Annotated in this window: 19 protein-coding genes; 3 read left to right on the top strand and 16 right to left on the bottom strand. The window is 58.3% G+C overall.

What is annotated here, in order from left to right; translation table 11 throughout:
• The 3 genes from NI20_RS0110260 to mnmA all read left to right on the top strand — a co-directional run.
• Positions 1–549 (top strand): S-layer homology domain-containing protein (locus tag NI20_RS0110260; RefSeq protein ID WP_033121304.1); only part of this gene is annotated, 549 nt, incomplete at its 5' end.
• 152 nt (positions 550–701) lie between these two features.
• A complete protein-coding gene (locus tag NI20_RS0110255; protein ID WP_033121303.1) occupies positions 702–1,892 on the top strand; it encodes a cysteine desulfurase family protein in 1,191 nt (396 codons plus the stop codon).
• A 93-nt stretch (positions 1,893–1,985) separates the two neighbouring features.
• A complete protein-coding gene (mnmA, locus tag NI20_RS0110250; protein ID WP_033121302.1) occupies positions 1,986–3,050 on the top strand; it encodes a tRNA 2-thiouridine(34) synthase MnmA in 1,065 nt (354 codons plus the stop codon).
• A 215-nt stretch (positions 3,051–3,265) separates the two neighbouring features.
• On the opposite strand, the gene NI20_RS0110245 is transcribed toward mnmA, so the two are convergent.
• The 16 genes from NI20_RS0110245 to NI20_RS0110180 form a co-directional block, all read right to left on the bottom strand.
• Positions 3,266–4,843 carry a recombinase family protein gene (locus tag NI20_RS0110245; protein ID WP_033121301.1) on the bottom strand — a complete coding sequence of 526 codons (1,578 nt, stop codon included), beginning with the start codon at positions 4,841–4,843 and terminating at the stop codon, positions 3,266–3,268.
• A gap of 40 nt (positions 4,844–4,883) precedes the next feature.
• Positions 4,884–5,024, bottom strand: coding sequence for a hypothetical protein (locus NI20_RS15160; protein ID WP_156108624.1), 141 nt, complete (start codon positions 5,022–5,024; stop codon positions 4,884–4,886).
• A 200-nt stretch (positions 5,025–5,224) separates the two neighbouring features.
• Entirely contained in the window at positions 5,225–5,632 is a 408-nt protein-coding gene (locus NI20_RS0110240; RefSeq protein WP_033121300.1) for a hypothetical protein, read from the bottom strand.
• Positions 5,633–6,145: 513 nt separating this feature from the next.
• Complete coding sequence (locus NI20_RS0110235) at positions 6,146–6,400, bottom strand: helix-turn-helix domain-containing protein (RefSeq protein ID WP_033121299.1); 255 nt, start codon at positions 6,398–6,400, stop codon at positions 6,146–6,148.
• Positions 6,381–6,821 (bottom strand): sigma-70 family RNA polymerase sigma factor, encoded by a 441-nt coding sequence (locus NI20_RS14650; protein ID WP_033121298.1) that lies wholly within the window; start codon positions 6,819–6,821, stop codon positions 6,381–6,383. Before NI20_RS14650 ends, NI20_RS0110235 begins: the two co-directional genes overlap by 20 nt.
• 17 nt (positions 6,822–6,838) lie before the next feature.
• On the bottom strand, positions 6,839–7,027 hold the full coding sequence (locus NI20_RS14645; RefSeq protein ID WP_081958467.1) for a hypothetical protein: 189 nt from the start codon (positions 7,025–7,027) through the stop codon (positions 6,839–6,841).
• Between the two features lie 631 nt (positions 7,028–7,658).
• Positions 7,659–8,771, bottom strand: coding sequence for a hypothetical protein (locus NI20_RS0110225; protein ID WP_033121297.1), 1,113 nt, complete (start codon positions 8,769–8,771; stop codon positions 7,659–7,661).
• Positions 8,772–8,785: 14 nt separating this feature from the next.
• Positions 8,786–10,099 carry a TPM domain-containing protein gene (locus NI20_RS0110220; RefSeq protein ID WP_033121296.1) on the bottom strand — a complete coding sequence of 438 codons (1,314 nt, stop codon included), beginning with the start codon at positions 10,097–10,099 and terminating at the stop codon, positions 8,786–8,788.
• 15 nt (positions 10,100–10,114) lie between these two features.
• Positions 10,115–11,254, bottom strand: coding sequence for a zinc finger domain, LSD1 subclass (locus tag NI20_RS0110215; protein WP_033121295.1), 1,140 nt, complete (start codon positions 11,252–11,254; stop codon positions 10,115–10,117).
• A gap of 103 nt (positions 11,255–11,357) precedes the next feature.
• On the bottom strand, positions 11,358–13,103 hold the full coding sequence (locus NI20_RS0110210) for a hypothetical protein (RefSeq protein WP_033121294.1): 1,746 nt from the start codon (positions 13,101–13,103) through the stop codon (positions 11,358–11,360).
• A gap of 57 nt (positions 13,104–13,160) precedes the next feature.
• Positions 13,161–13,817 carry a TM2 domain-containing protein gene (locus NI20_RS0110205; RefSeq protein ID WP_033121293.1) on the bottom strand — a complete coding sequence of 219 codons (657 nt, stop codon included), beginning with the start codon at positions 13,815–13,817 and terminating at the stop codon, positions 13,161–13,163.
• 114 nt (positions 13,818–13,931) lie between these two features.
• Positions 13,932–14,780, bottom strand: a complete 849-nt coding sequence (locus NI20_RS14280) for a DUF4428 domain-containing protein (protein ID WP_052084590.1) — start codon at positions 14,778–14,780, stop codon at positions 13,932–13,934.
• 3 nt (positions 14,781–14,783) lie between these two features.
• Complete coding sequence (locus NI20_RS0110195; RefSeq protein WP_033121292.1) at positions 14,784–15,299, bottom strand: hypothetical protein; 516 nt, start codon at positions 15,297–15,299, stop codon at positions 14,784–14,786.
• The gene (locus NI20_RS0110190) at positions 15,296–16,729 is read right to left on the bottom strand and encodes an SPFH domain-containing protein (protein WP_033121291.1); all 1,434 of its coding nucleotides are present in this window, start codon (positions 16,727–16,729) and stop codon (positions 15,296–15,298) included. The genes NI20_RS0110195 and NI20_RS0110190 overlap by 4 nt, the downstream gene beginning before the upstream one ends.
• A gap of 84 nt (positions 16,730–16,813) precedes the next feature.
• Positions 16,814–18,145 carry a hypothetical protein gene (locus NI20_RS0110185; protein ID WP_156108623.1) on the bottom strand — a complete coding sequence of 444 codons (1,332 nt, stop codon included), beginning with the start codon at positions 18,143–18,145 and terminating at the stop codon, positions 16,814–16,816.
• 4 nt (positions 18,146–18,149) lie between these two features.
• The gene (locus NI20_RS0110180) at positions 18,150–18,635 is read right to left on the bottom strand and encodes a hypothetical protein (protein ID WP_052084589.1); all 486 of its coding nucleotides are present in this window, start codon (positions 18,633–18,635) and stop codon (positions 18,150–18,152) included.
• Between the last annotated feature and the right edge of the window lie 10 nt (positions 18,636–18,645).

Raw genomic sequence — 18,645 nt, 5'->3', positions numbered from 1 at the left:
GACGAGAACCTGACCAAGACCAACCGCTACTCCGACGTGGCCGCCACCTCCTGGTACAACACCGCGGTCTCGACCCTCAGCTCCATGGGCATCATCACGGGTTACCCCGACGGCACGTTCCGCCCGAACGCCGCCATCACCCGCGCTGAGTTCGCCGACATCGCCGCCCGCTTCGATCACGACGGTGACAAGACCGCTGCGAAGTTCAGCGACATTGCGAACCACTGGGCCAAGGACGAGATCAGCATCGCCTACAACAACGGCTGGATCACCGGCTATCCCGACGGCACGTTTGGTCCCCAGCGCGACATCACCCGTGCCGAGACCGTGACGCTCGTCAACCGCGTCCTCAACCGCCAGCCCGAGACCGAGGACGATCTCCTCCCGAACATGACGGTCTGGACGGACAACGCGAACCCGAAGGCCTGGTACTACCTCGCCGTTCAGGAAGCGACGAACAGCCACTACTACAAGTTCAAGACGAACTCCAAGTATGAGAAGTGGACCGAGCTGCGCGAGACCCGCGACTGGACGCAGCTGGAAAAGTAAGTCAAAAATCCTCCACCCCCCTATTGTAAAAGGAAGAACCGCTCTTGCGAGCGGTTCTTCCTTTTTTGCCCCGCGCAGAGCGCAAAATCCATTGACAAAGCGGGCGTTCCTGTGTATCATATCAACATACTTATAAGATAGGATTTATCTCAATGACCACTATTTACGCGGACAACGCCGCGACGACCCAGACGAGCCGCGCCGCGATCGACGCCATGCTCCCCTATCTGGAGACGATCTATGGCAACCCCTCAAGCCTGCATTCCGTCGGCCAGCAGGCGGCCGAGGCGCTGCTCAGCGCGCGTGACCGCATCGCCAAGTGCCTGAACGCCTCCCCGCGCGAAATTTACTTCACCTCCGGGGGCAGCGAGGCCGACAATCAGGCCATCCTCTCCGCCGCGCGTCTCGGCGAACGCAAGGGCAAAAAGCACATCATTTCGACCGCATTCGAGCACCACGCCATGCTGCACACGCTCCAAAAGCTCGAAAAAGAGGGCTTCACCGTCGAGCTGCTCCCCGTCGGCCCCATCGGCACCGTGACGGCGCAGCAGGTCAAGCGCGCCATCCGCGAGGATACGTGCCTGGTTTCCGTCATGTACGCCAACAACGAGATCGGCTCCATCCTGCCGATCAGCGAGATCGGCGCAGTCTGCCGCGAGGCGGGCGTGCTGTTCCACACCGACGCCGTGCAGGCCGCGGGGCATCTGCCCATTGACGTCAAGGCGCAGGACATCGACCTGCTGACGCTCTCCGCGCACAAGTTCCACGGGCCGAAGGGCACCGGCGTGCTGTACGCCCGTCAGGGCGTCTTCCTGACGAACCTCATCGAGGGCGGCGCGCAGGAGCGCGGCAAGCGCGCGGGTACGGAGAACATCCCCGCCATCATGGGCATGGCCGCAGCCCTCGAAGACGCCTGCGCACACCTCGACGAGAACGCGAAAAGGGTCAGCGCCCTGCGCGACCGCCTGATCGATGGCCTGTCCAAGATCCCGCACAGCGCGCTCAACGGCGATCCCGTGAACCGCTTGCCCGGCAACGTGAGCTTCTGCTTCGAGGGCGTCGAGGGCGAGAGCCTGCTGCTTCTGCTCGACGCAAAGGGCATCTGCGCGTCGTCCGGCAGCGCCTGCACGTCCGGCTCGCTCGACCCAAGCCATGTGCTGCTGGCCATCGGCCGCCTGCATGACGTGGCACGCAGCTCGCTGCGCCTGAGCCTGTGCGAATGGAACACCGACGAGGAAATCGACCGCATCCTCGATGCCGTGCCAGAGGTCGTGGAATACTTACGCGGCATGTCCCCGCTGTGGAAGGACCTCGTCAGCGGCAAAAAGCCGTTCACTTTATAAGCACGCGGCAAAATAAGGCAAAACGATAAGCGCGGCATCGCTTCTCACAGGGACATTCCCTGCGCCAAAGCGTGCCGCATGATGTGAGGAAATATGGATAAGGTACTCATTGCGATGAGCGGCGGTGTGGACTCGAGCGTCGCCGCATTTTTGATGAAGGAGCAGGGCTGCGAGTGCATCGGCGCGACGATGAAGCTCTTCCACAACGAGGACATCGGTGTCAGCCGCACCAAAACCTGCCGCTCGCTCGAGGACGTCGAGGACGCGCGGCTTGCCGCGCTGCACCTCGGCATCCCCTACTATGCCTTCAACTTTTCAGACGACTTCAAGGGGCAGGTCATCGACCGCTTCATCTCGTCCTACGAGCGCGGCGCGACGCCAAACCCCTGCATCGACTGCAACCGCTACTTGAAGTTCGAGCGGCTCTACGAGCGCGCCCGCATTTTAGGCTGCGATGCCATTGTGGCCGGCCACTACGCGCGCATCGAGCAGGAAAACGGGCGGTGGCTGCTCAAAAAATCGCTCGATGAGAGCAAGGACCAGAGCTACGTGCTCTACTCGCTCACGCAGGATCAGCTGGCGCACACGCGCCTGCCGCTCGGCGCGATGCACAAGAGCGAGACGCGCCGCATCGCGGAGGAACAGGGCTTCTACAACGCCGACAAGCCGGACAGTCAGGACATCTGCTTCGTGCCGGACGGCGACTACGCTGGCTTTATCGCGCGCTACACGGGCCGCGACTGCCCCGCGGGCGACTTTGTCGATGAAAGCGGCCGTGTGCTCGGCCGGCACAAGGGCATCGTGCACTACACCGTCGGCCAGCGCAAGGGCCTCGGCATCGCCGCGGACGCGCCGCTCTACGTCAAGCGCATCGATGCGGCAGAAAACCGCGTGGTGCTAAGCAGCAACGACGCGCTTTTTTCTCGTGAGCTGATGGCAAATGACTTCAACTGGATCGCCTACGACGTCCCACCGCGCGAGCTGCGCGCGACCGCGCGCGTGCGCTACCACCAGCGCGAGCAGGCGGCGACAGTCACGGTGCTTGAGGACGGGCACGTGCACCTCGTCTTCGACGAGCCGCAGCGCGCTATCACACCGGGTCAGGCCGTCGTGCTGTACGACGGCGACACCGTGCTCGGTGGCGGCACGATTCTCTGATGATATTCTTCTCTTTCTCTCTTCCGCTCATCCCCTGAGCGGGCGCGGGGCGCTAATGCGCCCCGCGTTTTTTATTGCCGTTCACCGAGGGCTTCCTCCAGCTTTTGCAGCGCGCGCTTTTCGATGCGCGATACATAGCGCATCCGTAATTGTAAGTGATTTCGTCTTGAAAATCGCGCCGCTCATAACGGCGCAAACCATTGATATGACTAGATTTATCCCGTCTGCTGAAGTTCTGCAAATCGAAACTTGACAATGACCTCTCTGGCCGCTGTCAGCTCGATCCGCTCGATCAGGCTCACCAGCAATTCCCGGTTGGCGTATGCCGTATCAAGGTATCTTTGTACCAAATCTTTTGCTCGCTCTGTTTGGCTGATAGGGTTCTTTTGCTGCTGTTGAAGCTCCTTGATTCGTTCCTCCAGTTGCGCCCGTTCGTCCTTGATACGGGTGAAGATACGCTGAAAGTCCTCCTCCGGCAGCAAACCGGAAAGACGGTCGGTGTACATTCGGTCAAGGTGCTCTGTAAGGTTGGCACTCTTATTTTGCAGAGCGCTGATCTCCGCCGCCGTCTTGCTCTCCTGCGACGCCTCCTTCACCGCCTTTTCCGCAGCGGGAAGCAATGCTTCCGCGGTCAAATAGTCTTCGCAGGCCTCTCGAACCTTGGCAATCACTGCATCCGTTACCGTTTTTTCCTTGATATAGTGTGTGGTGCAGGCACTGTTCTTGGTAAAACGCTGATAGGTACGGCAGACGAAATACAGTGTTTCTTCTCCCTTGGCGTTGGGGCGATTCAGCACGCCCAAGGGATGACCGCATTCGTGGCAGAAAATCAAGCCCTTCAACAGAAAATCATAGGTACGGCTTCGGGTGCGTTTGCGGCTGTTCACCAGCATCCGCACCTTGCGGAAACTCTCGGCGTCAATCAGCGGCTCATGGGTATTTTCAACCACAACCCAATTATTACGATCTTGATGCAAACACTTCTTAGACTTGTAGCTGATCTTCACTTGCCGCCCCTGCACCATATTGCCGATGTAGGTCTCATTTTGCAGCATATCGGAAATACGCTCGCTACTCCACAGCCCCGCATAGGGTCCTTTGCGACCCATGTTCCAGCCGCAGTAGGTGGCCGGTGTAGGGACGCCCTCCTCGTTCAGCGTAGCGGCAATTTGGCGGCAGCTAACGCCGTCCAGCGCCATGGCAAAGATCCGCCGAACCATGGGAGCCACTTCCTCGTCAATGACGATTTTGTTTTTCTCGGTGGGGTGCATTTTGTAGCCGTAAACCGGCTTGCCACCGATGAACTGCCCCTTCCGCTGCTTATCCCGCTTGACGCTCTTGATCTTCTTGGAGATGTCCTTGGCGTACATGTCGTTCATAATGGCGCGGAAGGGCGTAATATCATTGGCGCTGGACTCCACGCCGGTGTCAATACCGTCCAAGAGGGAAATGTAGCGCACCCGATGCTCCGGGAAGTACCGCTCCATGTAGTGACCGGTCATGATGTAGTCACGCCCCAGACGGGAGAGGTCTTTGGTGATAACCATATTGACCTTCTTGGCCTCAATATCGCCGATCATTCGCTGAAAATCCGGGCGGTCAAAGTTGGTTCCGCTCCAGCCATCGTCAATGTAGGTGTCATAAACTTGTAAACGGTGCTTTTGGACAAATTCATCTAAAAGGGATTTCTGATTGGTCACGCTCTGCGATGGCCCTTCGCTCTCATCCTCCTTTGACAGTCTGATGTATAATGCCACATGATAATCCATAGGGTTGCTTATCTCTTGATACATACTCTAACCTCCTGAGATAAGCGGCCATTCATCCCGTCAATCATACAGGATGATCCTGTGCGGGCGCAAATTTTCCAAGCTCCCGCTTGAGGAAGGCAGCGAAGGATGAATATAGCAAGTCCCGTATGGACTCCCCATCATTATCGTAAAAACAGCTGATTACCAGTTCCTGTGTTTTCATGGCACACCTCCTTCATCAAAAACTATGTAATTGCCTGATGAAAAAGCACAGCCACCTCGTTGAGTTTACGAGGTGGCTGTGCTTTTTCATGTCAATTTCGCTCTGAGCTGATTTAATGCAGCAGCGTGTCGGTATCCTAACCCTGCCGTCTGAGAAAGGTTTTTCTCAATCTCTTTTGATATATCAAAACTCATCAAATTTCAACGAGTTTTCTCTTTGCTGTATAGATATGGCTTTCCGGATAAATTTCTCTTTTCAGCAGGCAGCGGGTGCTGCCTGCTACCTACCTTCATTTGTTGAATATGTTCCCTCAAAAAGCACGCTTGTGTCGGAGGAATAAACCTCATTTGACTCTCTGGGAAGTAATCTCGTGTTTCTGCGATAACAATTCTCGATCTGCTACTTTGCAACCCACGCAAAAATCGCAAAAGCACATCATCGGGATGTTCATAATCCAATTGCCCAACATGGAAAAAGACCTGCTCCAGCTCAAAATTATGCTCATTAGCATATTGGCATAACTGCGCATATTGCCTACCCAATTCCTTTCCGACTACTTTATTAAGTTCCTGCTCGTCACTGTGGCAAAATAGTACTGCGGCTTTCATTCCACTTCACATTCCTCTCTATAACCACAGCATCATGTTTCAAGCGGCATCGTAGCATGGCGCTGTAATTGATGCAAAAATGAATATAAGAAAAATGGCAAAACCGGACGGCGGCTGGCAGCCGCCCACGGGAATCTCACCCCGACCCATGCTGATGGGTGCGCCGCGCAATGCTTTGAGGGCGTTCAACGCGGGAGTATCGTTAGCTGAACAGAGGTCATGGCCAACTGCGCCGCCACACGCAGGTGCAAACTGGCTGAATCGCTCGCCCAAGTCCTCCTCTCTGTGCGGATCATGGCGCGCCATTTGCCGGGCTTTGCTCCGTTCAGGTTTGTTATCCGGTTGCCTATAAAATTTTCAAGGTGCAGCACATCCACGCCTTGAGACGCGTGTGAAATTTCAGCCGGGAAAGGCTCCCATCAGGCGATAAGAACCTTTCCTCGCGGATGCACGAATGGCCCGTTGCAGAAGCGCAGAAAGGGGAATACGCTCCTGCTCGGGCTGCTTTTGGTTTTAGGCTGTTTTGTTTACCTTGAAGTCAAGAATCTTGATAATTAGCTTAGTTCGCATCTTGCACACCTTTTCTTCATCGAGGCAAAGGTGCGGAACACCATTTTCGTCATACAGCGTTCTGGTTGCCAGAGCTGCAATATAACGTTCATAGTGCTTCAGCACAGCATTGATCGCGTCCACATTGCCGGATGTTGCCGCTTCGATGGTCGAGTAAGGCAGCAGAGATGCAGCGGCATTACTCAGATTGCGCGCCATCTTCCGTAACCCCCATTTCTTTTTTCAATTCCTTGAGCGACTGAGCGCGTTTGTATTGCACGGTGCGGCGTACCATGTCCAGCTTGTCCGCAATTTCCTGATCAGTCATATCAAGGAAATACGCAAGCAGAACAATGTCACGCTTATCATCCGGCAGCACCGTCAGGGTGTTGGCGAGATCTTCGTTTTCGATTGCCACATCATAGCCCCGCACATGAAAATGCGTCTGCTCGGACGGATACTCGTCCAGCACATACATTTGGCGCTCCTGCTCCTCTGACAGCTCCGAAAGGGATACCTCATGGTCGGAACGCCACGCGATATGACGCTTATAATCGCGGGCTTCTTCACGCAAAACCTTCCTGCAAAAGCTGTCGAACTGATGTCTAACGGTTTTCTTTTGGGATGGTGTCAGCTCCAAGAGTTGTTCACCTCCTCTCATGCACCGAGAGGCCGGCTTTCTTCCCCTTTCACTTCTATCCCGAATGGAAGGTGCGGTTTTGCAAAGTTTTCGGAAATATTTTTGAAATTTTTCAAAAATATTTCCTCGCTGGGGAATTCTGGCGGATTTTCCGCCCCTGTAGAGTTCGTTTCAATGCTTGAACGATGATCTTGGGTGTACGGCATTTTGCCGTTTCCTCCATTTCTGAAAAATTGGAAACCAGATTTCAGAAGCTGGAGGAGGTCCCCGGCAGCGAGGAAAGAAGTCCCTTACAAGGCAAAAAGGCAAAAACACACAGCGCAGCTGTGTGTTTTTGCCTTTTTGATTTCTGTTGCGACATTGACAGCGAAAAAGGCTCCAATGCCATTGTGTCTTATGTAGAAAATCAACTCCGATTGACAGAAAAGATTCCCTGCCTCTTCGCGTGAATTTCTTTGTATCAGCGAAAATGCACCATGGAAATAATCAACGACACCCGTCTTTCACTCTCCAGCGGATAACCCGCATTTCCCTATACTATGAAACAAGGCGGTGATGAGCATGATTTCCGACGCTCATCGCCGCCTTACTTCTCGTTGAACTTGTTGGGAGGTGGTGAGTAGGGACCACATTTCAGCAGCAGGCGGCCAAGCCCGCGTTCGGTTCCTAAATGTCCAGGCGGCACAGTTTTCCTGCCGCCGCGCCTTTCGGTGCTTTGGTTGTGCGTTATGCCCGGAGGATCACTTCACACTGCCTTACGAGCATTTTTTGTTTCAGCGTCTCTCGATAGAATAGATGTGGGGCAAACTGCGAGTGTTTGGAAAAATGAAAGGGGATTCAGCCATAGCTCCGTGTCAGATCAATGGAGTCCATATCGTCCGGCAGGAAGGGGACCCCTTCGCCGCTGCGCGAACGCTGGAAATGCATCTCCTCGCCGGAGGGGGAGATGAGGGTCGGGAAACTGCCGCTGAGGGAGCTGCCGACGCCGGCGGAGAGATCCAGCCGCAGGCAGTCATCCTCCATGCGCCACACGCCGGAAAAGACCCGTGTCAGCTCTGTATTGTCTTCAAAGCGGTGGTAGAGCTCGGCGATCCCGGCATAGTCAGGGTCGCAATCGCCGTAGTGCAGGCTCATCAGCCAGTCATCACAGACCCAGGTGGTGTCTGCCAGGCCCATATCCGTAGGCGGCAGCCACCAGTCGTCGCCCGCCGGCTCCCAATCCTCGGGATAGTCAAGGCCCGTGATAGCGCCAAAGATCCCAAAATCCATCAGCATGGGGGCGTAGTTCACGCCGGTGGGCACGACGGGGCAGCCGGACTCATCGGTCAGCGGATACCATTTCACCTCCAGGCCGTTGTTGGTCACAAGGTTGACCTCCGTGTCCGGCTCATCCGGCCACTCCTCATAATTTACGAATACCAGCACAGGCTGCGCGTATTCTTCCCGATAGAGGACCTCGTCCGCCACCGGCCACACTCCGTTGCCCTGTGACTCCCAGGTCACATGATTTACAGCGAGACTGGTGCTCTCGTCCCGGGGGACGATGCAGTAGAGCTTGCCGCTCTCTCCGCCGAGCACACGCTCCGCCGGGATCTCCAGCAGGAACGGCAGCTCGGAAACAAGATCGCCGCTGTTTTCGAGCAGCCACTCCGTCATCGACGATCTGTCGTTTGGCTCGCGCTGACCAAGGTAGGCCACCGCGCCGGCCAACTGGTCATCCTCTGCCATACACGCCCGCAGCAGGACAAGTCCCGCCTCCGCTTTCTCTGGATCGTCTGGATCGTCCTTTGGTTCAGACACATTGCCCTTGCCGCCGGAAAGCGCCCCTGTCATGCCGCTGCCGCCTTCTGTCTCGGGCCGCTCGGTCTCTCCGCCGCAGGCAGTCAGGCTCAGCGCCAGCACCAGACAGAGAAGTGCCGAAAGGGCTCGGCGCAGGATACACTGCTTCATCGTCCGCCTCCTTCTCAGAACTTTCCGCTGCGGCCGCTGCCGCCTCCACCGCTGCAGCTGCTGGTACTGCCGCTGTCAGAATCGGAACTGATCTTGGTGCGAGTTTCGGTGGTGTGGGTGTAGCGGTCGTACTGCTTTGTCAGCGTCAGGCCGCCCGCGGCGACATACTCGTCGGCCTCTACCTTCTTATGGACGGTCTGCATCTTCCACTTGAGCATGATGCAGATGAAGCCGGATATCATGCAGGAGGCCGCCACAACAATGAGGTACATCGGAAGAGTATTCTTCCGCACGGGATCTCCCTCTTCCGCAAGGGTCAGATACTCATCGCAGGTATCCAGATAATGGGAAGCACCGCCGTACCAGTCGTTGTCGCCGAAGTAACCGAGGAAGGCATCCTCCAGCTGCTCCTGACCGTACTTATTGAACGCATATTCCGCGTTTTTGCCGTAGACGAACATGGCATAGTCGCGCTCGTCCATGCTCAGCAGGATGATAATGCCGTCCCGGTTCTCGCCCATGCCCAGCTCATTGGCGTGATAGAGCTGATAGGTGGTTTTGTAAACATCGTTCCCGCCGCCGTACTCCGTGAAGTCATTCACAAAAGCAACATAAACACCGCACCCGTGGCGCTGGGAAATGTCCGAAGCCCGTGCTTCCAGTTCCGCCCACTCCTCGAAGGAAAGCTGGTCGCTGAGATCGAAGATATAGTTCATATCGGCGCCGGTCTGCTCCGGCGTCTGCGCCTCAGCATCATCGCCGGTGACTTCCGGCGAGGCGCCTGCCTGGAGGTAGTTCTCCACGCTCTCCGCCATGGCGCCCACCGCCTGCGAGAGCGCCGTGGCGCTCATGGTCATGTCCTCGCCGTTCCATGCGCGCTGGACCATGTAGGGCGACACCGCGTCGCGTACAACGTCGGACAGTTCCTGTGCGCTGCCTCGCGCCGTATCAAGAAGGGCATACACGCACCAATCCGTCTCCGAGAGCGTGTAAGCGCCGTTCTCCGTGCCGCGCAGCAGCAGCGTCAGCGAGACACCGTCCCTTTTCTCGCCGCAGCCGTAGCCGGAATTCTCATAGACATACACCGCGATATCCGAGACGCTGCTATTTTCCACGCCCTCGTCGGTAAATACATCCACCCGCAGGTCAATGCCGAGCGCTTCCGTAAGCTGCGGGAGCGTCTGCTCCCCCTGATAGGTCAATTCCACGGAGCCGAGCACCTCGGTCTCATCGTAAATCGCGCCGTACTCCACCGCCGCCATGGCGGGGACGCACAAAGCCAGCGCCAGCAAAAGCGTGGTCAGCAAAGCTGTCATTCTTTTTTTCATGTCCGTCCCCCCTTGTTACAGCATCAGCAGCGTGGCTCCGATAGAGCCGACGATTGAAAGGAGTGCCGCAATGCCGGCAAACATGCCCCAGAATTTTCCCCAGCTGACCGGCAGGTCGCCGACCAGCTTTCCGGTCTGCCCGTTCATGGCAAAGAGAAAGTCCTTTCCCTGCCACTTGGTATTGAGCATCCACACGGGCATGAGGGCGTAATGTACCTTGCCCCGCGCCAGATCCGTGCTGCCGGTCAGACGGGTGCAGGTATCGTAGCCCTTCACGCTGCCGCGCAGCGCGGCGTCCAGCGTGCCCTCGCAGCGCTGATCCGCACGCTCGCGGCTCTCCTCCACGCTCACATCGTACTTGTCGGCAAGAAAGCCGGGAAGGTAGGCTGTGGAAAAGCTTTTCAAGCCCTCATAATCGTAGGGTTCGATGGAATCCATGTGATCGTCCGGCATTTTGCTGGAGGCATCCACCGGCACCTTCTCAAAGGTGACGGAGCCGGCGCGGTAGATGTCGAAGTGCTCCGTTTTCGTGATCTCGTAATCGCCGGAGGTATAGCTGTGGGATCGGGTGGCCTCATAACGGGCGTCGCCCATCGCCTTGCCGTCAAACATCCAGAAGGGGACGTAAACGCCGCGGATCTCCTGCACGTGGTTTTCGTTGGTAAAGGTCTTAGGCAGAAGAATCTTCCCCTTGTAGTGCTCTCTGAGCGCCTTGATGGCATCTTCCCTGCTGAGCTTGAAGGGGAGGATGAAGTCCGGCTTCAGCTCTCCGGAAAACTGCCCCGGCACCACCGTGGGGTTGCCGCAATAGGGGCAGGACGTTGCCGCCGTGCTCTCATCGCAGATGAGCTCCGCACCGCAGCTGGGGCAGCTGTACGCTTTCATGTGCGCACCCTCCTCGCCCCAGTCGTCGCTGAAGCCGGAGGTATCCCAATCGCCGCCGTCGGCGGACGCTTTCTTCTGCTCCGCGGCCTTTTCTTCAGCCGCCTGCTGCGCCGCCGCGGCCTTCTCTTCTTTCTCCGCGTAGAGCGCCTCGATCTCTGCAACGTCGTAACTCGCGCCGCAGTATTCGCACTCCAGCTTACCGGAAGCGCCTACGAAGTGCAGCGGACCGGTGCAGCCGGGGCATTGATAGTTGGTTACCTGTGTTGGCATAGATGGTTCCACCTCTTTCTTTTTTCTCACAAGGAAGCGCCCGCCCGCGCTGCGGGCGGGCGCCGTTTGATACGCTGTGGTCAGGCAAAATATACCGATGAACTTACTTGATCGTCATGCCGCTGAGGATGACGTCGGGCATCGTACCCGGAACGCAGTCAATATCTGTCAGTCCGATGGACAGCGCACGCCCATCGTCGATCTGCGCGACGTACTCGATCCAGTCGTAGCCGATGCGCTTGTAGGTGCGGCCCTTGAAGGTGATACCGCCGATCACGCGATCATCGATATCCTGATAGTTTTCAAAGCTGTCCTTGTAGTAGTCGAAGTCCTCCACATTGGCTCTTACCTCGAATCTGATGGCGCCCGCGCCGAAGGCTGTGGGATCGTCGTTTTCCACAAGGCATTTCTTTCCCTCGTCATACGACCAGCCGGACTCGGGGATCTTCGTCGTGATCTTGACCGCGACATCATCGTGCGCGAACTGCGTGACGGTTACGGAGAAGTCCTTCATCTTGGCGTTTGCGGTGGCTGCCTTATCCGCCTCAGCCGCCTCAGCCTTCACGGTGTCAAGATACTTTTCGATGGCTTCCTTGCCGGAGAAGCCGCTGGTGTTGAAGGCGCTGACCTTATAAACGCCCGGTTCCTCCTCGGCGAAGTTGACGTAGACGTAGTGGCTGGGATCGTCCTTCGAGACCCACTTGTAGTAGCGCTGGTTCCTCTTCATGTGGTCGCTGTACTCTTCCTTGACGAACTCGCCCTCCACGCCGAAGTAGTCGACGAGGCCTTCGTAGGTGGTGTCAAAAATATTGTTATTGACCTCGTTCATCCACACGTAGCCCTTCTGCACCGCTTCCTCGCTCACAAGGCCGGTACCGCTGGGAGCATTTGAATCGGTACCCGGCGTTGTGGGCTTCGTATCGCCGCTGCTTGCCGGGGCGTCCGCGCCGATGGCGTCCGGCATGGACTTGCCCGCCTTGATGAGGGGCAGATACCAGTCGTCGTAGGACTTGGGGCGAGAATCCTCATCTGCGTCGTCCCAGTAGGTTCCCCACGGGCGCAGATAGATCTCGTAGTAGAACTCATCGTCGCCGTTTTCGTAGTAGCCGTCGATGCAGATGAGATCATCCCGATCCGCCAGGCCAGGGTCAACGATCCAGTCCGCGTGCTCGATAGCGATATCCGTGAACTGGCCGTCCTCAGAGGTCATCGTGCCGTGCTCACCGGTGCCGGCGGTGCTCAGGGTGACATTCACCTTCGCCATGAGGCTGTCTCTTGAGTAGTCCTCATCCCAGAGACGGACGACGCCGGTCTTGTCCGCGCCGATGTCAATATTGCCGCAGATATCCCACCAGTCGCCCTCCATGTCTTCGTAATAGCCCGAGCAGCCGGTCATCTTCCACCAGCCGTACCAGTCGCCGTTCCACCAGTCCAGCAGCGTATCACCGGTCTTTTCCGGCGAGGAGTCGGCATCTTCCTTCTCGTAGAGGGTGTAAACCTCGTTGCCCCAGAGATCGTCGAGCATGATGCAGCCGTCCTGTAAAAGGCCATTGCTTTCCAAACCGTCGCGCTTGAGCGTCAAAGCGCCGTCGCTTTCGAGCGACCACTTGATGTCGGTCGCCTCGCCGCCGAGGCAGAACACGCCCTTGCCGTCGCTCTTGAGCTCGATATAGCACTCGCCGTCATAGAGGTCGGCTAAGGAATACCAACTGTCGCCGTCGCTGGAGAACTCTGTGCCGATGTATTTGCCGAGGTTGGGGTCGGCGGATTTCCCGCCATCCTTACCGCCGCAGGCGGTAAGGGAGAGCACCAGCACCAATGCCAGTGCAAGAGAAACGATTTTTTTCATAGTGAACTCCTTATCATCGATCCTGTGGTTCCGCGATCTGCGCTTCAGGCGGCGGCATTATGCCTTTTGAACGACATTGCCGTTCTTATCCGTGAATTTCCCGGTGGCGATCTTGACGAGGTCGATGAGCCAGCCGATACCGAACAGGCCGCCGGTAAACAGGTAGAGAATACCCGTGCCGATCTTGCCCGCATAGAAGCGGTGGATGCCCGCGCCGCCGACAAAGATGCACAGCAGCAGGAGGGTCAGCCAGTTCAGGGGCTTATCCGCGCCGGGCATTACCGCGGGCGCCACATAGTCGGGAACCGTCTCGTCGGCAAGGATTTTCTTGATGGTGTCGGTCACACCGTCGATGTACTGGCCCTGCAGCAGTGGTCTGCTGGCAACGCCCTTGACGCCCTTGCGCATCACGCTGTTTTTGCCGACGTCGATGCCGTTGATCTTGGCGCTGCTATCCTGCGTGACAGGCGTGATCTTGATGTGCGTGCCATCCTTGACGTGGAGCCAGATGATAACATCAAGGTTTGGTTCCTTCTCAAAGACGACGCGCTCGCCGGGAATACCGCCCTTGACGGAAAACGGCATCTGGAATGCCGCAGCGCGGGCGTTCAGCTTGTCATAGATCTCCTGGATCGTCATTGCGTTGGGGATATCGAATTCGCGGGGGAAGGTTGCGGTCATAGAGTCCTTCAAATTTTCGGTCAGGTTAGCCATAATCGTTTCCTCCTAAAATTTTTGTATTTATATATTGTTAATCCCTCGAAGGGGTGTTCCCATGTGTTGTCTGTTTCCTGCCGCGGCAGTGTCCGTGCTGCGCGGCGCCGGGTGTCAGGGGCGGGGGGAGCCGCAGTATTCGCAGAATTTGCCCGTGTTGGCGCCGCCGCAGGCGGGACACGTCCAGGGGCCTGCCGCAGGAATGTCCTGCGCAGCTTCGCGCATGATGATGTTCTCTTCCGGTGCAGCGCCGGCAGGCTGCTTGCCGCCGCTGCGCGCCTGCTCAAGCGCTTGGCAGATCTCGTCGCCCATCTGACGATACTTGCGGTACTCCGCACAGTCCTCCGGATCGAAACGGCTCGCATTGATCATCTTGGGGCGTCCCGAGGGTCGATCCATCGGCGCGTGACTCATCGGAGCGCGCTGCGGCAGTTTCTGCGGTTCATAGTACACAGAGCTGCTGTTGAGCGAAAAGCGCATCTCGTCAAAGTAGGGGTGGCGGACGGAGATGACAAGGAAAAAGTCGTAGGAATACTCGTAGCGGGGCGGAACATAGCTCACTTCCTTGCCGTCTGCGTCCTCGCGCGTCAGCTCTGTGCGGCTCTCATCAATGTCCATTCGGCAGCCGGTGATGGCATCAAAGTCCAGAATATCGGGGTTGGCCTCCGCCAGATCCCGCGCGCGGGTGACGGTGAACCAGCGGTGATCCTCGTCCAGCAGCACCTTCCGATCCTCGCCGAATGAGCGGGTGGTGCGGAACTGCGCCGCCTTTTCCCGGTTTTCCTCGCGGTAGGCAAGCTGCCCTTTGATGTCCTCCACCGTGGAACGGCGGCGGTCGCTGAACCACGGCGAAAGCTTTTTCGCGCAGTCCTTGCAGAGATTGCCGTCCTCTAACTTGCGGTTGCCGAGAAGGCCGATCTTCTCGCCGCAGATGTCGCAGTACTTCTTATCAAATAAGCCCATGATCTATTGCTCCTGTTCCTGTATTTTTTGGAATGTCACCGTTTCTTCACTCTCGTCCGGCCGTTCCAGCGTCAGCTCCAGCGTTCCGCTGCCCTCGCCGTCCGATGCCTCATAGCCAAATTCCTTGATCCTGCCAAGTGAAGCACCGTCCGGCGTCACAAGCTCGCGCTCCTCTACTTCCAGCTCCGTCCAGACGACCTTGCCCGGCCGGAGATAGGCAAAATCGAGGGGGGACGCCAAGACGGTCTCGCCGTCCGCGCTGAGAACGATGCCGCTCTCTTCGCCGATGTCGGCCTGCCAGCGGCCGTCTTCACTTTCCCACGCTCCCTCCAGCACGGGCCAGAGGACGGAATTGTCCACATAGGTATGGTCGCCGTCCAGTGGGAACGCGGCATCCGGATTTTCCATGCCGTCGCCCCCGTCCATGATCCGGTCTGTGACAAAGTGCTTATAGAGCCCGGAAAGGGCTAAACCTACGAGTATCCCCGCCAGAAGGATCCAGACCATCCGGCGCTTCATCCAACGATGTCCCCATCGTCAAAGGGATCGCCGCACTCGGGGCAGAACTTGGGGGGATGCTTGGGGTCGGCAGGCTCCCAGCCGCACTTGTCACATTTATACTGGGGGACGCCGGCGGGCTTTTTCGCGCCGCACTCAGAGCAGAACTTGCCCTTGTTCACCGCGCCGCAGGAACACGTCCAGCCGTCCGCCGCCGCGGCGGGCTTAGGCTTGCCGCACTCCGGGCAGAACTTTCCGGTGGCGGTGGCGCCGCAGGCGCATTTCCAGCTATCGCCGGCGGGCTTGGGCTCAGGCTTCTTGCTGCCGCAGTTGGGGCAGAAGTTGCCGGTGATGCCGCTCTGGCCGCAGGAACAGGTCCAGCCCTGCACCGTCGGAGCGGGAGCGGGCTGCGCCGCCTGCTGCTGCATCTGCATCTGTTGCTGCTGACCCATCTGGAAGATGTTCTGTGCGTTCATGCCGCCTGCCTGACCGGCCATGCCCATGCCCATGAAGGCCATGGCGGGGCCTGCGCCTGTGTTGGCGGCTGCCGCCTTCATTGCGTCGCCCTGCGAGCCGACAAGGTGCGCCGCCGCGCGGGTGGGGTCCATGAAGGCCGCGTTGCGCTGCAGTTCCTTGATCATCTGCTCGTCTTCCTCGTTGGCCTTCACGCTGGAAACGCCGAAGGAGACGATCTCCATGCCGCGAAGATCCCGCCACTTGCCGGAAAGCTGCTCATTGAGGGCGTCCGCCAGCTCCAGCGTGTGGCCGGGCAGGGCGGAATAGCGGATGCCCATTTCGCTGATCTTTGCAAACGCGGGCTGAAGAGCGGTCAGCAGCTCAGTTTTCATCTGGCCCGCGATATTCTCGGTCTTATAGTCCTCGCTGACGTTGCCGCAGACGTTGGTGTAGAACAGCAGCGGGTTCTTGAGGCGGATGCTGTACTCGCCGAAGCAGCGGATGCCGATATCGAGATCGATGCCCGCGCGCTGGTCCACCACGCGGAAGGGAACGGGACTGGGCGTGCCGTACTTGTTGCCCGTCAGCTCCTTGGTGTTGAAGTAGTAGATGCGCTGATCCTTGGGGGCCTCGCCGCCGAAGGTGAAGCGCTTGCCGATGTTGGCGAACACGTCCTTGACGCCATCGCCCAGATCACCGGAGAAGATGCTCGGCTCGGTGGACATATCGTAGGTGTATTCGCCGGGCTCTGCACACACATCGACCACCTTGCCCTGCTCCACGATGAGCATGCACTGGCCGTCCGCAATGGCGATCACGCTGCCGTTGGTGATGATGTTGTCGTCGCCGTGCTTGTTGCTGGACCGGCCCGTGGCCTTTTTCCTGCCCTTTACCGCCAGCACATCCGAGGGGATGGCTTCGCAATAGAAGTATTCCTTCCACTGGTCGGCCAGCACGCCGCCAGTTGCGCCCAATGCCGCTTTGATGAGTCCCATAGTTCCTGTCTCCTTTTCTGTTTGATTTTGTTTGAAATGGTTTCCTTGCAATGACTGCCGCTTCGCCGTCAGGGCGGCGGAGCACTAATCTACCTCCGTCAGGAAGGTGTCTCCGCTGACAAAAAACGGAGCCTGATCCGTAATGGGCCAGGTAAACCAGCTCTCGTCCCAGGGCCGCTTCATGAACAGGCACAGCTTTGCCGTTTTCTCCGGAATCGTAAGAGAGAACCACTGGGGTTCGTTGATCCGGATCGTTCCCTCATACAGCACCGTATCCGTGATCCACTCCCGCATGGTGCCGTCCGCGTTCAGCTGGGGCGTTCCCGTGCAGAACCGGATATCCGACGCGTACCAGCGTCCCACCAGCAGCAGCTTGTTCTGCCCGCCCTTCTCCAGCGCGGTCATGGGGATCGCCGCCAGCGGCTGCGCCACCTCCACAGGCGGGTCGCGCCAGTAAAACATCAGCGACTTATCGGGTTCGTCCGCCAGGGCCAACGTCAGCGTCTCCGGCAGGAGGCTCTCTTCGCGGGTATAGATGGCGGTGCGGGCTGCCGGCGCGTTGTCCGGCTCATCGTATTGCCGGAGGTACAGGGTGTTCCGGTCCGTCAGGGTGACATAGTACTCCGCCTCAGAGTCTTCGGCGTAGAGCCGAGCGGACCAAAGCTCGTTGGGAAGGCCGTACATCAGCGGCTCATCCAGCTTTTCCGTCAGCAGATCCTCCTCCGTCTCGTATTCCGGAGCGTCCGTATCCAAAAGGTGGGCGCTGTAGTAGTCGGCACGCAGGGTATAGCCGCCCTCATCGTCGGACCACCAGCGCTCAATGTTCAGCAGAGAGGCCATGTGCATCTCCTCCGGGCTGAACTCGTCGCCCTCCACTTCACCGGCGCTCATTCGCCAGGTCCCCTCCAGATCCGCCATACAGAGCTCCCCGCCGGAAACCGGCCGTTCCGCCGGCTCAAAATAGAAGCGATTCCCGTAAGGGGTCTCCAGCATCACGGAGCCATCCTTCTCCTTGCGTCCGTCCATGGCAACGAAGTCTCCGTAAGTATCCTCTCCGGTCAGCCGCAGGGCATTGTCCGCCCCCAGCCACCATTCGGCGTTTATCAGGTAGGAGGCGTAGCCAAAGCCCAGCGCCTCCCGGAACAGCGCGGTTCCGTCCTCATTGAGATAGAGGTCCGCCCACCATTTCTCCGTGGGCATAGCGCTGACCTCCGTGCGGCCGAAGGAGGGATTGTAGGACTCGTACCGCACGGCAGTCCAATAGGTGGTGTCATGCGATGCAGGTGTGGGCGATGCGCTGTCGTTTTCTCCGCCGCTGCCGGTGGGGGGAGTGGTGCTATCCGGCCGGCTGCCGCAGGCGCTCAGGCTGAGTGCCAGCAGCAGCGTCAGCACCAGCGCCAAACATCTCTTTCCCATCGCGTCATGCCCACGGGTCCTGCGCGGCGGGGATGCGGATGCCGCTCAAGGGGCTGGAATACTCCCACAAAAACCATTCCCCGGTAGAGGGCTTCTGCCGCAGCTTGATGGGACGGGGAGAATCCGCGCCTGCCGTCCTGAGAAACAGCCGGAGATAGCCCGGCTCCATGTCCTGGGGGCGGGGATCCGGCAGGACGTTCAGCACATAGGGCTGCGCAGGGGTATAGCTGTTTTCCGGCGCTGCGCCCTCAAAGTAGGCCAGGGGCAGATACTCCTTGCCCCGCAGGCGGTCCCGCAGAAATTGAGCGTCATAAGGCGTCATGGGACGCGGCCCGCGCAGCAGGTCCATGGCGGCCACACCCGCGTCCTTGTCCTTTATGTATAGGTTCAATGCGCACAGGAAGCATGCGCAGACCTCCTCCGGCGTGCGGCGGGACAACGCCTCAAATTCCGCCGCCGTATCCGGCAGATGGGTGAGTGTTACTTGCATGATACGTTCC

Source organism: Oscillibacter sp. ER4 (assembly GCF_000765235.1).
GTDB lineage: Bacteria > Bacillota > Clostridia > Oscillospirales > Oscillospiraceae > Hominicoprocola > Hominicoprocola fusiformis.
This window is presented reverse-complemented; position numbering and strand designations above follow the sequence as displayed.

What these genes read in the sequence shown, in the direction of transcription:
- NI20_RS0110190 (WP_033121291.1), bottom strand. Translation starts at nt 16,729, where the DNA reads ATGGGACTCATCAAAGCGGCATTGGGCGCAACTGGCGGCGTGCTGGCC.
- NI20_RS0110240 (WP_033121300.1), bottom strand. Translation starts at nt 5,632, where the DNA reads ATGAAAGCCGCAGTACTATTTTGCCACAGTGACGAGCAGGAACTTAAT.
- NI20_RS0110235 (WP_033121299.1), bottom strand. Translation starts at nt 6,400, where the DNA reads ATGGCGCGCAATCTGAGTAATGCCGCTGCATCTCTGCTGCCTTACTCG.
- NI20_RS14645 (WP_081958467.1), bottom strand. Translation starts at nt 7,027, where the DNA reads ATGCCGTACACCCAAGATCATCGTTCAAGCATTGAAACGAACTCTACA.
- NI20_RS0110205 (WP_033121293.1), bottom strand. Translation starts at nt 13,817, where the DNA reads ATGGCTAACCTGACCGAAAATTTGAAGGACTCTATGACCGCAACCTTC.
- NI20_RS0110195 (WP_033121292.1), bottom strand. Translation starts at nt 15,299, where the DNA reads ATGAAGCGCCGGATGGTCTGGATCCTTCTGGCGGGGATACTCGTAGGT.
- NI20_RS0110185 (WP_156108623.1), bottom strand. Translation starts at nt 18,145, where the DNA reads ATGGGAAAGAGATGTTTGGCGCTGGTGCTGACGCTGCTGCTGGCACTC.
- NI20_RS0110245 (WP_033121301.1), bottom strand. Translation starts at nt 4,843, where the DNA reads ATGTATCAAGAGATAAGCAACCCTATGGATTATCATGTGGCATTATAC.
- NI20_RS0110225 (WP_033121297.1), bottom strand. Translation starts at nt 8,771, where the DNA reads ATGAAGCAGTGTATCCTGCGCCGAGCCCTTTCGGCACTTCTCTGTCTG.
- NI20_RS0110210 (WP_033121294.1), bottom strand. Translation starts at nt 13,103, where the DNA reads ATGAAAAAAATCGTTTCTCTTGCACTGGCATTGGTGCTGGTGCTCTCC.
- NI20_RS0110215 (WP_033121295.1), bottom strand. Translation starts at nt 11,254, where the DNA reads ATGCCAACACAGGTAACCAACTATCAATGCCCCGGCTGCACCGGTCCG.
- NI20_RS0110180 (WP_052084589.1), bottom strand. Translation starts at nt 18,635, where the DNA reads ATGCAAGTAACACTCACCCATCTGCCGGATACGGCGGCGGAATTTGAG.
- NI20_RS0110220 (WP_033121296.1), bottom strand. Translation starts at nt 10,099, where the DNA reads ATGAAAAAAAGAATGACAGCTTTGCTGACCACGCTTTTGCTGGCGCTG.
- NI20_RS0110255 (WP_033121303.1), top strand. Translation starts at nt 702, where the DNA reads ATGACCACTATTTACGCGGACAACGCCGCGACGACCCAGACGAGCCGC.
- mnmA (WP_033121302.1), top strand. Translation starts at nt 1,986, where the DNA reads ATGGATAAGGTACTCATTGCGATGAGCGGCGGTGTGGACTCGAGCGTC.
- NI20_RS14280 (WP_052084590.1), bottom strand. Translation starts at nt 14,780, where the DNA reads ATGGGCTTATTTGATAAGAAGTACTGCGACATCTGCGGCGAGAAGATC.
- NI20_RS15160 (WP_156108624.1), bottom strand. Translation starts at nt 5,024, where the DNA reads ATGAAAACACAGGAACTGGTAATCAGCTGTTTTTACGATAATGATGGG.